Below are 14355 nucleotides of genomic sequence, written 5' to 3' on the forward strand. Positions count from 1 at the left end.
ATTGACGGTGCGGTCGGAACGTTCATATATTCGATGGCGCCCGCACTTCACTTCACGACATCTCGACCTCTCCCGGGAGTCAGCGCATGCTCACGCACGACCAGGACGGATTCCGGCGCGCAGGCCGGCCCCACCGCATCGTCTCCGGGGCCCTGCACTACTTCCGGGTCCACCCGGACCTGTGGGAGGACAGACTGCGCCGGCTGCGCGCCCTGGGCGTGAACACCGTCGACACCTACGTCCCCTGGAACTTCCACGAGACGGCTCCCGGCGAGGCGGACTTCACCGGCCCGCGCGACCTCCCCAGCTTCCTGCGCCTCGCCCGGGACGCCGGTCTCGACGCCATCGTGCGCCCCGGCCCCTACATCTGCGCCGAATGGGATTTCGGCGGCCTGCCCGCGCGGCTCCTCGCCGTCGATGGCCTGCACCTGCGCTGTTCCGACCCGCGCTTCGAGGCCGAGGTGGACGGCTGGTTCGACGCGGTCGTTCCCGAGCTGCTGCCCCTGCTCGCGAGCCGCGGCGGCCCGGTGGTCGCCGTACAGATAGAGAACGAGTACGGCTCGTACGGCGACGACACCCGCTACCGTGCCCACGTGGAGCGGGCACTGGTCGAACGCGGCGTCGACTGCCTGCTGTTCACGGCGGACGGCCCCGAGGACGCCATGCTCCAGGGCGGGATGGTCCCCGGCCGCCTCGCCACCGCCACCTTCGGCGCGCGGCCCGCCGAACGCCTCGACGCCCTGCGCCGCTACCAGCGCACCGGCCCGCTCGCCGCCATGGAGTTCTGGATCGGATGGTTCGACCACTGGGGCGAGGACCACCACGTCCGCGAGGTCGAGGACGCGGCCGGATCGCTCGACGAACTCCTCGCCACCGGAGCCTCGGTCAACCTCTACATGGCCCACGGCGGCACCAACTTCGGCTTCTGGGCCGGCGCCAACCACACCGGGTCCCGCCCCGGCGAGGCCGGTTACGAGCCCACCGTCACCAGCTACGACTACGATGCGCCCATCGGCGAGGCCGGCGAACTCACCCCCAAGTTCCACGCGTTCCGCGAGGTCATCGGCAAGTACCTGCCCCTGCCCGACGAGCCGCTGCCCGAGCCGCTGCCCCGCATCGTCCCCGCCCTCGCCGCACCCGCCGGCTCCGCGCCGCTGCTCGCCGCGCTCGACCGTCTCGCCGGACCGCCCGTGCTGCGGGCCGCCCCCGAGTCCATGGAGCGGCTCGGCCAGAGCCACGGCCTGATCCACTACCGCACCACGATCACCGGCCCGCGCCCCGCGATGCCCGTCAGGATCGACGGCCTCGGTGACCGCGCGTACGTCTTCGCCGACGGAGTCCCGCTCGGCGTGCTCGACCGCAACGCCCCCGACGAGGGCCTCGATCTGCCCGTCGGCGAGGACGGCGTGGTCCTCGACGTACTCGTACGGGCCCAGGGGCGGGTCAACTACGGGCCGCTCCTCGACGACCGCAAGGGCATATGGCGCGGGGTGCGCCACGGCCACCAGCAGCTTTTCGAGTGGGAGATCCGCCCGCTGCCCCTCACCGACCCGACCACGCTCGACTGGTCCGCGGGCCCGGCCGGACCCGGCGCCGCCGCGGGCGAGCCGGTCTTCCACCGCTACCTCCACGCCCCGGGCGCCGCCGCCGACGCCTTCGTCGACGTCTCGGGCTGGGGTACCGGCCTGGTCTGGCTGAACGGATTCCTCCTCGGCCACTACGACACCCCGCGCGGCCCGCAGCGCACCCTCTACGCGCCCGGACCCCTCTGGCACACCGGCGAGAACGAGATCATCGTCCTCGAACTCGAAAGCCCCGGCACCGGACTGCCGCTGTGCGACCGGCCCGACCTCGGCCGCACCAAGGTCGTCACCCTCCAATGAGAGAAGCCCCGCACGTGAAGCGCACGAGCGCCCGCCTCGCCGACGGCCGCGAGATCCTCTACTACGACACCGACGAGGGCGCGGCCCGCGCCTTCCCCGACACCCGTCCCCTCGGCGCCCCCGCGAGCGCCTCCGAGGTCCGCCGCGACCCGCTGCTCGGCGATGAGGTGGTCATCGCCTCGCACCGGCAGGGCCGTACCTACCACCCGCCCGCCGACGAGTGCCCGCTGTGCCCCTCCACCGGCGGGCGCACGAGCGAGATCCCGGCGCCCGACTACGAGGTGGCCGTCTTCGAGAACCGCTTCCCCTCCCTCGCCGGGGACACCGGCCGCTGCGAGGTCATCTGCTTCACGCCGGAGCACCTGACCTCCTTCGCCGAACTCGACGAGCGGCGCGCCGCCCTGGTGCTCGCCGCCTGGACCGACCGCACCGCCGAGCTCTCCGCCCGCGAGGGCGTCCGCCAGGTCTACTGCTTCGAGAACCGGGGCGCCGAGATCGGCGTCACCCTCGCCCACCCGCACGGCCAGATCTACGCCTTCCCGTTCGTCACCCCGCGCACCACCCGGATGCGGGCCACCGTCGAGGAGCACCGCTCCCGCACCGGCGGCAACCTCTTCGACGAGGTCTTGGCCGGCGAACGCGCCGACGGCTCGCGGATCGTGCTGGCCGGGGAGCACTGGACCGCCTTCGTACCGTACGCGGCCCGCTGGCCGTACGAGGTGCACCTCTACCCGAACCGCCGGGTCCCCGACCTGCCCGCCCTCGGCGACGAGGCCCGCGCCGAGTTCCCCCGCGTCTACCTGGAGCTGCTGCGCCGCTTCGACCGGCTCTTCGACCGGCCCGAACCGACCCCGTACATCTCCGCCTGGCACCAGGCCCCGACGGGCGGGGGACGCGCCGACTTCGCGCTCCACCTGGAGCTCTTCACGGTCCGCCGCACCGCGGACAAGCTCAAGTACCTCGCCGGGACCGAATCCGGCATGGAGGCCTACATGAACGACGTCCGGCCCGAGGACGCGGCCGCGCGCCTGCGGGAGGTGGCGAGCCGGTGAACGCGGCGGCGGGGGAGTTCCGGGAGCTGTACGGGTACGCGCCCGAGGGGGTCTGGGCGGCCCCGGGGCGCGTGAACCTGATCGGCGAACACACCGACTACAACGACGGCTTCGTCCTGCCCTTCGCGCTCCCGCAGCGCACGGAGGTCGCCGCCGCCCGGCGCGGCGACGGGCTCCTGAGGCTCCACTCGGCCGACGCCCCCTCCGGGGTGGTGTGCCTCGACATCGCCGGACTCGATCCCGCGCACCCACCGCAGGGTGCCGCGAGCTGGGCGGCGTACCCGGCGGGGGTGGTGTGGGCCCTGCTGGACGCGGGCCTTCCGGCCGGGGGCGGCGCCGATCTCCACGTCCGGTCCGACGTTCCGACCGGGGCGGGGCTCTCGTCCTCAGCGGCCCTGGAAGTGGCCGTCGGACTGGCCCTCACCGACCTGTACGGGCTCGCGCTCAGCCGTCCCGAACTGGCGGCGCTCGCCCGGCGTGCCGAGAACGCGTACGTCGGGGTCCCGTGCGGGGTCATGGACCAGACGGCCTCGGCCTGTGCGACCGACGGGCACGCCCTGCACCTGGACACCCGGAGCCTCGAACAGCGGCACATCCCCTTCGACTGCGCGGCGGCGGGCCTGCGCCTGCTCGTCATCGACACCCGGGTCAAGCACGCCCTGGCCGACGGGGCGTACGCGCGGCGCCGGTCCTCGTGCCACGAGGCCGCGGCAGTCCTCGGCGTGCCGGCCCTGCGCGACCTGCCGTACGAGGGACTGGAGCGGGCCCTGGCGGGTCTCGCCGACCCGCTCCACCGCAAGCGCGTCCGGCACGTCGTCACCGAGAACGAACGGGTCGTACGGATCGTGGAGCTGCTGCGCTCCGGCGCGTTCCGGGAGGCCGGTCCGCTGCTGACCGAGGGGCACGCCTCCCTGCGCGACGACTACGAGGTGTCCTGCCCGGAGCTCGACCTCGCGGTGGCCGCGGCCAACGCGGCGGGAGCGTACGGCTCCCGGATGACGGGCGGCGGGTTCGGCGGCTCGGCGCTGGCCCTGATCGACGCGGACGCGGAGCCGGAGGTGGCCCGGGCGGTGACCGAGGCCTTCCGCGGGGCGGGCCACGCACCGCCCCGCATCACGACGGCGGCCCCGTCGGCCGGCGCGGCCCGCCTGCGGTAGCCGCCCGCCCGGGGCCGCGGGCCGGGGCGCCGGGCCGGGGCGCCCCGGCAGGGGCCCGGCCACACCTCCCGGCCGCCCCCCCCGTCAGGGCGCGGGTGGGGTAACTTCGCGGTGATCACGTGACCTCACGAGAGCGGAGCAACGGAACCCATGCGCCATCTCCCCCTGGGCAGTTCGGGCCTGAAGGTCTCCGCCGTCGGACTGGGCTGCAACAACTTCGGCGGCCGCCTCGACGCCCAGGCCACCCGCGCCGTCGTCGACGCCGCCCTCGACGCGGGCATCACCCTCCTGGACACCGCCGACATCTACGGCGGTGGCGGCGGTTCGGAACGCCACCTCGGCCAGGCCCTCAAGGGCCGCCGCGACCAGGTCGTGCTCGCGACCAAGTTCGGCTTCGCCGGCATGGACATGGAGTACGGGCCGGCCGCGGGCTCGCGCGGCGGCCGGGCCTACGTCCGGCGGGCGGTCGAGGAGTCCCTGCGCCGCCTGGACACCGACCACATCGACCTCTACCAGCTGCACAGTCCCGACCCGGCCACCCCCGTCGCCGAGACCCTCGCCGCGCTCACCGAGCTCGTGGCCGAGGGCAAGGTGCGCTACATCGGCCACTCCAACTTCAGCGGCTGGCAGCTCGCCGAGGCCGCCCACGTCGCCCGCGAAACGGGCGCCGCCCCCTTCGTGTCGGCGCAGAACGAGTGGTCCCTCCTGCAACGGTCCTCCGAACGCGAGCTGGTACCCGCGGCCCTGCACTACGGCGTCGGCGTCCTGCCCTACTTCCCCCTCGCCAACGGCCTCCTGACGGGCAAGATCCGCCGCGGCGCGCCCGTCCCGGCCGGCTCCCGCCTCGAAGGGCGCGACGCCTACCTCACCGAGGAACGCCTCGACGTGGTCGAAGCCCTGGCCGCGCTTGCCGAGAAGCACGGGCGCACCGTGCTCGAACTCGCCGTCGGCTGGCTCTCCGCGCAGCCCGGCTGCGCCTCCGTCATCGCGGGAGCCACCTCGCCCGAGCAGGTACGGGCCAACGCGGCCGTCGCCGACCGGCCCCTGGACGCCGAGCTGCTCGCCGCGATCGACGCCGTGGCACCGGGCGCCCCGGCGTGAACGGTCCCCGGGCCGGGTGGAGGTGGTGACGTTCGCGGACCACCTCTCCGACGAGGACCGGCTCGCGGCCCGCCTGGCCGACTTCGACATCGTCGTCACCCTGCGCGAGCGACTGCCCTTCCCGGCCTCCCTGCTCGACCGGCTGCCCCGCCTCGCACTGCTCGTCGCCAGCGGCATGCGCAACTCGGTGATCGACTACGCCGCCGCCGCGCGCAACGGTGTCACGGTCTGCGGCACGGCCAGCTCCGGCACCCCGCCCGTCGAACTGACCTGGGCGCTGCTGCTCGGCCTGGCCCGGGGCATCGTCCCGGAGAACACCGCCCTGCGCACCGGCGGGCCGTGGCAGAGCACCCTGGGCGCCGACCTGCACGGCCGCCGGCTCGGGCTCCTCGGGCTGGGCAGGATCGGCAGCCGGGTCGCCCGGGTCGGGCTGGCCTTCGGCATGGACGTGGTGGCCTGGAGCCGCAACCTCACGGACGAGCGGGCCGCGGAGGTCGGCGTACGCCGTGCCGGATCCAAGGAGGAACTGCTGGCGGGCAGCGACTTCGTCTCGGTCCACCTCGCCCTGGGGGACCGCACCCGGGGCCTGATCGGCGCACCCGAGCTCGCCCTGATGCGGCCGACCGCCTACCTGGTCAACACCTCGCGGGCGGCCATCGTCGACCAGGACGCGCTGCTCGACGCCCTGCACGCCGGCCGGATCGCCGGCGCCGGCCTCGACGTGTTCGACACCGAGCCGCTGCCGGGGGACCACCCGCTGCGCACCGCCCCGCGGCTCCTGGCGACGCCGCACCTCGGCTACGTGACGCGGGCCAACTACGCCACGTACTACGGCGAAGCCGTCGAGGACATCGCCGCGTTCCTCGACGGCTCGCCCGTACGCGTCCTGCCGTGACGGACCGGGGCGCGCCCGCGCGGGCCCCGTCCGCTCCGGGCCCGCGGGCCCGGGTCCCGCCGGGTCGGGGCGCTCCCGGTCAGGACGTGATGTCCTTGCGGGAGAAGCCCCGGAAGGCCAGGGCGAACAGCACCAGCGCGTAGGACACCGACACCGCGGTCCCCTTGACCATCCCGCCCCACTCCAGCTGTGGCTGAAGCGCGTCCGCCCAGGCGAACTGCCAGTGCGCCGGGAGGAACTCCCGCCACGACCCGAGGGCCGTCACCGCGTCCAGCACGTTGCCGACGATCGTCAGTCCGACCGCGCCGCCCACCGCACCCAGCGGGGCGTCCGTCCGGGTGGACAGCCAGAACGCCAGCCCCGCCGTGACCAGCTGCGACACGAAGATGAAGGCGACCGCCAGCGCGAGCCGCGGCACCGTCTCCGAGGCCGCGAGGGCCCCGCCCGTGGGCAGCTTCAGCGGCCCCCAGCCGTACGCGGCCGTGCCCGCCGCCAGTGCCACCACCGGCAGCAGCACCATCGCCGCCAGGCTGAACCCCAGCGCCACCACGAGCTTGCTCCACAGCAGCCGGGCCCGCGGCACCGGCGAGGCCAGCAGGTATCGCAGCGAGGACCAGCTCGCCTCCGAGGCCACCGTGTCCCCGCAGAACAGCGCCACCGGCACCACCAGCAGGAAGCCCGCCGAGACGAACAGGCAGGTCGCGGCGAAGTTCGCGCCCGAGGCGGTGGCCGTGTCGATCAGGGTGATCCGGCCGTTGCCGCCCCCCGGACCGTCGTCGGGCCCGCCGCCCACGGCGAACGCGACGATCATGATGAAGGGGAGTGCGGCGAGCACCCCGCCCATCACCAGCGTCCGCCGCCGCCGCCACTGCCGCAGCGCCTCCACCCGCAGCGGCAGGGTCCGGCCGGGCCGGTAGCCGGGCGCGGTCTCCTGGACGGCACTCATGCCGAACCTCCGATCAGCGTCAGGAACGCGTCCTCCAGCCGGCGGTGCGGCCCCACTCCGGACACCGGCACCTCCAGCCGTACGAGTTCGGCGATCAGCTCCGCGGCCGTCGCGCCTTCGAGTCCCACGAGCAGCCCGTCGTCGGCGGCCACCACGGAACCCACTCCCTCCAGGGCCGCCACCTTCTCGACGGCCACCTCGTCCACCGGTCCCGCCAGGGTCACCAACAGGGTGTCCCCGCCGCCGGTGATCTCCGCGACCTCGCCCGCCCGGACGAGCCGGCCGCGGTCCATGACGACCAGGTGCGTGCAGGACTGCTCCACCTCCGACAGCAGGTGGCTGGAGACGATGACCGTCCGCCCGCCGGCGGCGTAGCGGATCATCACGTCCCGCATCTCCCGGATCTGCGGCGGGTCCAGACCGTTCGTCGGCTCGTCGAGGATCAGCAGGTCCGGCATGCCGAGCATGGCCTGCGCGATCGCGAGCCGCTGCCGCATGCCCTGCGAGTACGTGCGCACCGCACGCTCCAGCGCGTCGCCGAGGCCCGCGATCTCCAGGGCCTCCGCCATCTGGGAGTCCTCGGCCGGCCGGCCGGTGGCCTGCCAGTACAGCTCCAGGTTGGCGCGGCCCGTCAGGTGCGGAAGGAACCCCGCGCCCTCGACGAACGCGCCGACCCGGGACAGCACCGGCGCCCCGGCCCGTACCGCGTGCCCGAACACCCGGATCTCACCGGCGTCCGGGGAGATGAGCCCCATCAGCATCCGCAGGGTGGTCGTCTTGCCGGCGCCGTTGGGTCCGAGCAGGCCCAGGACCTGGCCCTTCTCCACCCGGAACGACAGGTCCCGCACCGCGTACCGGTCCTGCGCCGTGGCGTACCGCTTGGTCAGCCCGGTGATCTCCAGCGGTACGCCGGCCAGCGAGGGGTCCGGAGCCGGAGCCCCGCCCCGCCCGCCGCCACCGCTCCGGCCGCCGGTCCGCCGGATCCCGAGCAGCGCCGCGGCCAGCGCGGCCGCGCCCAGCGGGAGTCCCCACGTCCAGGCGGGCAGTCCGGACGAGGCGGTACGCACCCCCGCGGCGACGGGAACGGTCAGGGGTCCCTCGGCGGTGACCGTGTACACGGCGGGCGCGGCCGGAGTCGCGTAGCCGAGGTCGGTCGCGGCGACCACCAGGCGCAGCCGGTGCCCCGCCTCGACCGCGTGGTCGATCGCGGGCAGCCGCAGCGCGACGGTTTTGCCCCGCTGCGCGTCCTCCACCCGTACCGGCGCGACGAGCTGGCTGGGCAGCACCTGCTGGCGTCCGTCCGGCCCCACGTCGTACACCTTGCCGAACAGGACGGCCGAGCCGTCGGCAGCCGTCGACCTCACGTTCAGGGTTACGGTCGGGGTTCCGGTGATCGTCACGTCCTCGGCCAGCGGCTGCGATTCGAACCGCGCGTTCTGCCCCGGGAAGTCCAGGGACAGCCCGGCCCCGAACGCGGCGAGCTGGCCGCCGATGCCCGGCAGTGAGGACAGGGAGGGCGGCGCGCCGCCCGCCGGATTGGCGAAGCTCTGCTCGCGCCCGGACAGGGCGAACCGCTCCGGGCCCGACGTGAGGCCCGGGTAGCGGTCGCCCGCCGCGCCGCGCAGCGTCACCTGTCCGTCGGTGGAGTCGATGCCGCCGGAGCGCGACACGCGGAACGCCGGACCGGTGGCCGCGCCCTCGTCGTCCTTCAGGTAGCGGTCGAACCAGGCGGCGACCCGGGCGTTCGTCCGGCCGGCCTCCCGCATCCCGCCGTCGTGGCCGCCGGCCGCCCAGTCCACGGAGACGGGCGCGCCGTTCGCCGCGATGGCCGTGGCCATGGCATCGGCCTGGTCCAGCGGGAACAGGGAGTCGTCCTGGCCCTGGACGATCAGCGTCGGCACCTTGATCCGGCCGCCGACGGCGGAGGGGCTGCGGCCCTCCAGCAGGGCGCGGGCCTCGGCGTCGGGCTTCCCGGCCACCGCGACCCGCTCGTACATCGCGCACAGCTCGGGCTGGAACCGGCCGCAGCCGGGAGCGGCCGCGGGGCCGGCGGCCCGGATTCCGCCCGGCGACGCGTCCTGCCGGGGCGCTTCCCGCTGAGCGGGCGCCTGCCCGGCCGGTGCCTGCGGGTCGGGTGCCCGCTGGGACTGCTGAAGGCCCTCGGCGGATCCGGTGGTGAAGAAGATCCCCGCCCACAACTTCTTGAAGACGTCCCCGGGGAAGAGCGAGTCGGCGAGGTTCCAGTAGGTGATCTGCGGGGCGATGGCGTCCACCCGCGCGTCGTACCCGGCTGCCAGCAGCGACACCGCCCCGCCGTAGGAGGCCCCGGACACGCCGACGCGCGGATCGCCGGCCGCGTCGAGGCGTACCCCGGGCCGGGTCGCGAGCCAGTCGACGAGCCGCGAGACGTCCTTGACCTCGTGCTCCGGGTCGTTGAGCCCGATCTCTCCGCCGGAGCGGCCGAAACCGCGCGCCGACCAGGTCAGGACGGCGTACCCGTCGCGGGCCAGCTGCTCGGCCTGGGCCCGGACGTCGTCCTTGCTGCCGCCGAAGCCGTGCCCGAGAAGAACGGCGGGCCGTTTCCCCCCACCGTCCTCCCCGCCGCCCGCGGTGAAGTACGAGGTGTCGATGCCGGCGCCGGGCATGTCCAGTACGCGGTCCTCGCGGTGTACGGCCGGCGCGTCGCCGGCCGCGGCCGCGACGGTCCACGTACCGGCTCCCGCGACGACGGCGAGCGCGGCGGCGCCCGCGATCAGGCGGCTGCGGCGGCGCCGGGGCAGTCGGAGCTTCATACGGGAACCCTAGTCGCAGGCCGCGCCGCACCCGAGCGCCCGCAGGTGGATGTCCCGCCCTTCCCGAGGAGTACGCGCGGCGGCCCGTGTACCGCGCCTGCGGTACATCCGCCCGCCGCGGCCCCGTCAGCCCGTGTGCCAGTGGAACTTCCCGCCGCTGACCCACCGGACCTCGCCCGGGTCGTCAAGGTCGTGGATCGTGATGCCGAGGGCCGCCGCGGCCAGGAGCACGTCCGTCATGGCTCTCGCGGTGCCGACGACCTCGCCGTCGATCTCCACGATGCGGAACGGCGGGTTGCCGGGCTGTACGCCGCCCACGCTGACCCGCGCCGAGGAGATGTAGGGACTCGCGCTTTCCGTCATGCGGAGATCGCTTCCACGTACGGGCCGGGCGTAATCGCGGTCGGTGGCGCGCCCGGGTTCCGGAGCCGACCTGCGGGGCGCGCCGTCGGGCGGGAGGATGGCCGCATGCTGCTGGCCGAGGTCGCGCGCGTGTCCAGGGAGGTCGCCCAGACCTCCGCCCGCTCCCGCAAGTCCGCCCTGCTCGCGGAGGTCTTCGCCGCCGCGGCGCCCGGGGAGGCCGCGCTGGTGATCTCCTACCTCGCGGGACGGCTCCCGCAGGGCCGCCCGGGCGTCGGCTGGCGCGCGCTGGGCCGGGAGGTCGAACCGGCCGCTGCCCCCACGCTGACCGTGCGCGCGGTCGACGAGGCCGTGACCGCCCTGGCCGCCGTCGCGGGACCCGGGTCGCAGGCCGAGCGCCGCCGCGTCCTCGACGCCCTGCTGGGGGCGGCCACCGGGGACGAGCAGGCGTTCCTGCGCAGCCTGCTCTCCGGCGAGGTGCGCCAGGGCGCGCTCGACGCCGTGGCCCTGGACGGGGTGGCCGCCGCCGCCGGAGTGCCGGCCGCGGGCCTGCGCCGGGCCGTGATGCTGGACGGCTCGCTGCCCCGGGTGGCCGCGGCTGTCCTGGCCGGGGGCGCGGCGGCGCTCGGCGGCTTCACCCTCCGCGTCGGGCAGCCCGTCCAGCCCATGCTGGCCGGCACCGCCGCGTCGGTCGGAGAGGCCCTGGAGACCCTCGGCCCCTGCGCGGTGGAGGAGAAGCTCGACGGCGTACGCGTACAGGTCCACCGGGACGGGGACGACGTACGGGTGTACACGCGCTCCCTGGACGAGATCACCGGGCGGCTCCCGGAGGTGGCCGAGCTGGCCCGGTCGCTGCCGGGGGAGCGGTTCGTCCTGGACGGCGAGGTGATCGGCCGGGCGCCGGACGGGCGCCCGGTCCCCTTCCAGGAGGTGGCGAGCCGGGTGGGCTCCCGTACCGACGTGGCGGCGGCCCGCCAGACGCTCCCGCTGGAGGCCCGCTTCTTCGACGTCCTCGCCTCCGGGGACGAGGTCCTGCTCGACCTGCCGGTGCGGGAGCGGCACGCGGCCCTGGCCGCCCTCGTGCCCGAGACCGCCCGGGTGCGGCGGCTCGTCGTCGACGACCCCGCGGCGCAGGCGGCCGAGGCCGAGAAGTTCTGGCGGGAGACCCTGCTCCGGGGCCACGAGGGGGTGATGGTCAAGGGCCTCGACTCCGCCTACGCCGCGGGCCGGCGCGGACGGAACTGGCTGAAGGTGAAACCGGTGCACACCCTGGACCTGGTGGTGCTCGCCGCCGAGTGGGGCCACGGACGCCGCACCGGACTGCTGTCGAACCTGCACCTGGGGGCGCGGGCCGCCGACGGCGGATACGCCATGCTCGGCAAGACCTTCAAGGGGCTCACCGACGAGATGCTGCGCTGGCAGACCGGCGCGCTGGGCGAGCTGGCCGTCTCGGACGACGGGTTCACGGTCCGGGTGCGGCCGGAGCTGGTGGTGGAGATCGCCTACGACGGCCTCCAGCGCTCTCCGCGCTACCCGGCCGGGGTGGCCCTGCGCTTCGCACGGGTGCTGAGGCACCGCCCGGACAAGACCGCGGAGCAGGCCGATACCGTGGAGACGGTGCTGGGGCAGGGCACGGTGGAGTGACGCCGGAGCGGCGTCCGGGTCCGCGCGGCCGGGGTGGCCCAACGGCGATTTGCCTCAGAGGTAAGGCGGATTGCCAGACAGGCAAGATTCTGGCTCAATCGGTCCATGACACCCGGTCCCGCACCCGGCTCCAGCTCGGCCGACGCACCCGGCTCCAGCCCGGCTGACGCGGCACGTCCCCGCCCGGCCGACGCGGCAGGCCCCGACGAGCTTCCCACCGTGGCCCCGCAGCTGCGCGAGCTGCGCCGCCGCGCCGGGCTCACCCTCGAAGCCGCCGCCGCCCGGGCCCGGCTCTCGCCCGCCCACCTGTCCCGCCTGGAGACCGGCCGGCGCCAGCCCTCGCTGCCGCTCCTGCTCGGCCTCGCCCGTACCTACGGCACGACCGTCTCCGAACTGCTCGGCGAGACCCTTGCCGTGGCCGACCCCATCGTACGGGCGGGCGCACCGGGGGCCCGCGAGGCCGACGGGTGGACGTACTGGCAGGCGGGCGGCTCCGGGCGCGGGATGCAGGCGCTGCGCGTGCACGTCCCGTACGCCCACGGCCGGGCCGACCTGGTCCGCGTCCATCCGGGCGAGGAGTGGCTGTACGTCCTGAAGGGGCGGCTGCGGCTGCACCTGGGCGAGGCCGAGCACCTGCTGGAGCCGGGGGACAGCGCGCACTTCGACTCGCTCACCCCGCACCGCATCGCCGCGGCCGGCCCCGACGGGGCCGACCTGCTGTTCGTCCACACCCTGCTGCAGAGCAGCCTCGCCGGGCTCTGTCTCGGCGGCGCGAGCACGCACGACCGATAGCCGAGGAGCCGTAACCGTGTCCCAGGGAGAGAACATGCCGTACGTGTCAGAGGCAGCGAAGCCCGCCGCGAAGCCCGCCGGGGCGCCCGGGGCGCCCGGGGCGCCCGGGGCGGCGGTGGAGGTGGAGGCGGTCGAGGCGGCGGAGGCGTCCGCGCCGACGGGCGTGCGGTCCCGCATCGAGTCGAAGTTTCCGCGCGGTCTGGTGATCCGGCTCATCGCCTACTTGTTCGTCGGCCACCTCTTCGCCTTCTTCGTCTACCTCCTCTTCGTCCTGGGGGCCGAGAACCAGTGACCGCGGGCCCAACTTTCCGCTCGCGGCTCTAGGAACTCGACTTTCGTCGTTCTGGCAGGCCGGTTGGGTCACGCGGCGTAGTCGGGGCTGGCTGTGGCCCATGCCTGTTGGACGGTGCGGATTTCCTGTGCGGTGGGCTGACCGGGGTGGGTGGGTAGAAATCGGGCGGCGATGATCGTGCGGCGGAGCTTGGCGATCATGTCGGACAGTGACGGCTCGGTCTTGGTGGTGTACCAGGGCGCCTGCTGACGGCGGTCGGCAACATCGCCGGGCTGGTGGCCGTGGAGGACGTACCAGATGACGGTGATCGTGTAGCAGTACAGGCCGAAGGGGACGGTGCGCTCGACGGCTTGGCGGGTCCGGTTGTGGGCCTGGCCGACACCGAGCAGGTGGCGGGCTTCGGCGAAGGTGACCTCGATGGACCAGCGCCATGCGTATCGGGTGATCAGCTGTGGGGCAGGGGTGGTCAGATCGGTGGTGAGGAGGGCGAGGTCGTAGCCGGTGTCGGTGGCATCGTCGCGCAGGAGGATCAGTCGGACCGTTTGGGTGTGGAAGGAGCCGTACCACAGGCAGGTGATCTCGGCGAGAAACACGGTGTCGGTGCGCTGGTAGCGAGCGACATCGTGGGGTGCGAACACCGCGGTGGCCGCGACTTCCTTGGCGGTGCCGAGCCGCTTGCCCTTCAGAGCGGGCCGGCCGCGTTTTCCGGTGCGGGGTGGGGCGAGGTCGTAGAGGACCGCCGTGGCGGGCAGGCGGGTGGCGAAGGTGACGTTCGTGGGCAGGTCACGCAGAGATTTGCCGTGGTAGGCGGCATCGGCGACGACGTGCAGAAGTCGGCCGTAGTGGCAGGCGGCCAGGAAGCGAACCATGGAGGCGGCGATGTCGACCTTGGACCGCTCCTGGCCCGGACGCCACAGGCGGGCCATCACCGGCAGGCACACCGGCCGGGCCAGCATGGGTAGTTCGACGACCAGGCCGACCACGACGAAGCAGGTCCCGCGTCCGACGGGTTTCGGGCCCGTCGCGGCGCCGTCGTGCTGCCAGGCCGCGCCGAACACCTTCTTCCCGCGCCGCTTGAACAGAGTGTCGTCCACCGCCACGGTCAGCGCTGCCCCCTCGGCAAGGAGTCGGCGCACGATCAGGTGAGACAGGGAGATGCCCAGGATGTCGGGGTTCCAGCGGGCCCTGGAGAAGAAGGCGTGCGCCCGGTCATGGGACCAGAGCCGCGTCAAGCCGACGCCGCCGAGCATCCCGGTCACCGTTGACCGGCCGGTCTGCGCGATCATCCCGGTGACCAGCGCGACGAACGTACGGAAGGTTGGAGTGGTGAAGCTACCCCCGACCAACTCCAGGACAGCGAGCAGCGAAGTGGGTACGGTCGGATCCGGGAGCATCGGCGGACTTCTTCCCTTGCCGGAAGCGGTCAACAACACCGCCGATG

12 protein-coding genes are annotated in these 14355 nt (G+C 74.3%); 8 read left to right on the forward strand and 4 right to left on the reverse strand.

The annotated features are described in order from the left end of the window. Positions 1–86: 86 nt before the first annotated feature. The 5 genes from OTB16_RS08175 (at position 87) to OTB16_RS08195 (ending at position 6088) form a co-directional block, all read left to right on the forward strand. On the forward strand, positions 87–1883 hold the full coding sequence (locus tag OTB16_RS08175; RefSeq protein ID WP_267719291.1) for a glycoside hydrolase family 35 protein: 1797 nt from the start codon (positions 87–89) through the stop codon (positions 1881–1883). Positions 1884–1897: 14 nt separating this feature from the next. After that, on the forward strand, positions 1898–2935 hold the full coding sequence (gene galT, locus OTB16_RS08180; protein ID WP_267719292.1) for a galactose-1-phosphate uridylyltransferase: 1038 nt from the start codon (positions 1898–1900) through the stop codon (positions 2933–2935). After that, a complete protein-coding gene (gene galK, locus OTB16_RS08185; RefSeq protein ID WP_267719294.1) occupies positions 2932–4092 on the forward strand; it encodes a galactokinase in 1161 nt (386 codons plus the stop codon). The genes galT and galK overlap by 4 nt, the downstream gene beginning before the upstream one ends. Positions 4093–4242: 150 nt before the next feature. Further along, positions 4243–5193, forward strand: coding sequence for an aldo/keto reductase (locus OTB16_RS08190; protein ID WP_267719295.1), 951 nt, complete (start codon positions 4243–4245; stop codon positions 5191–5193). 16 nt (positions 5194–5209) lie between these two features. Continuing rightward, positions 5210–6088 carry a D-2-hydroxyacid dehydrogenase family protein gene (locus OTB16_RS08195; RefSeq protein WP_267719296.1) on the forward strand — a complete coding sequence of 293 codons (879 nt, stop codon included), beginning with the start codon at positions 5210–5212 and terminating at the stop codon, positions 6086–6088. A gap of 79 nt (positions 6089–6167) precedes the next feature. Here OTB16_RS08195 and OTB16_RS08200 read toward each other — a convergent pair whose 3' ends face one another. The 3 genes from OTB16_RS08200 to OTB16_RS08210 form a co-directional block, all read right to left on the reverse strand. Further along, positions 6168–7034: an ABC transporter permease gene (locus OTB16_RS08200; protein WP_267719297.1), complete on the reverse strand. Its 867-nt coding sequence runs from the start codon at positions 7032–7034 to the stop codon at positions 6168–6170. Continuing rightward, a complete protein-coding gene (locus OTB16_RS08205) occupies positions 7031–9826 on the reverse strand; it encodes an alpha/beta fold hydrolase (protein WP_267719298.1) in 2796 nt (931 codons plus the stop codon). The genes OTB16_RS08200 and OTB16_RS08205 overlap by 4 nt, the downstream gene beginning before the upstream one ends. A gap of 126 nt (positions 9827–9952) precedes the next feature. Further along, positions 9953–10189: a hypothetical protein gene (locus tag OTB16_RS08210; RefSeq protein ID WP_267719299.1), complete on the reverse strand. Its 237-nt coding sequence runs from the start codon at positions 10187–10189 to the stop codon at positions 9953–9955. Between the two features lie 105 nt (positions 10190–10294). Between OTB16_RS08210 and OTB16_RS08215 the strand changes: the two genes are divergently transcribed. The 3 genes from OTB16_RS08215 to OTB16_RS39470 all read left to right on the forward strand — a co-directional run bounded on the left by OTB16_RS08215 (position 10295) and on the right by OTB16_RS39470 (position 12914). After that, positions 10295–11830 (forward strand): ATP-dependent DNA ligase, encoded by a 1536-nt coding sequence (locus OTB16_RS08215; protein WP_267719300.1) that lies wholly within the window; start codon positions 10295–10297, stop codon positions 11828–11830. Positions 11831–11935: 105 nt separating this feature from the next. Further along, entirely contained in the window at positions 11936–12622 is a 687-nt protein-coding gene (locus tag OTB16_RS08220) for a helix-turn-helix domain-containing protein (protein WP_267719301.1), read from the forward strand. Between the two features lie 16 nt (positions 12623–12638). After that, positions 12639–12914 carry a DUF6126 family protein gene (locus OTB16_RS39470; protein ID WP_420717644.1) on the forward strand — a complete coding sequence of 92 codons (276 nt, stop codon included), beginning with the start codon at positions 12639–12641 and terminating at the stop codon, positions 12912–12914. Between the two features lie 68 nt (positions 12915–12982). Here the strand turns inward: OTB16_RS39470 and OTB16_RS08230 are convergent, their stop codons facing one another. Next, the gene (locus OTB16_RS08230; protein WP_267719302.1) at positions 12983–14308 is read right to left on the reverse strand and encodes an IS701 family transposase; all 1326 of its coding nucleotides are present in this window, start codon (positions 14306–14308) and stop codon (positions 12983–12985) included. Positions 14309–14355: the final 47 nt, after the last annotated feature.

This window comes from Streptomyces antarcticus, from assembly GCF_026627255.1.
Taxonomy (GTDB): domain Bacteria; phylum Actinomycetota; class Actinomycetes; order Streptomycetales; family Streptomycetaceae; genus Streptomyces; species Streptomyces antarcticus.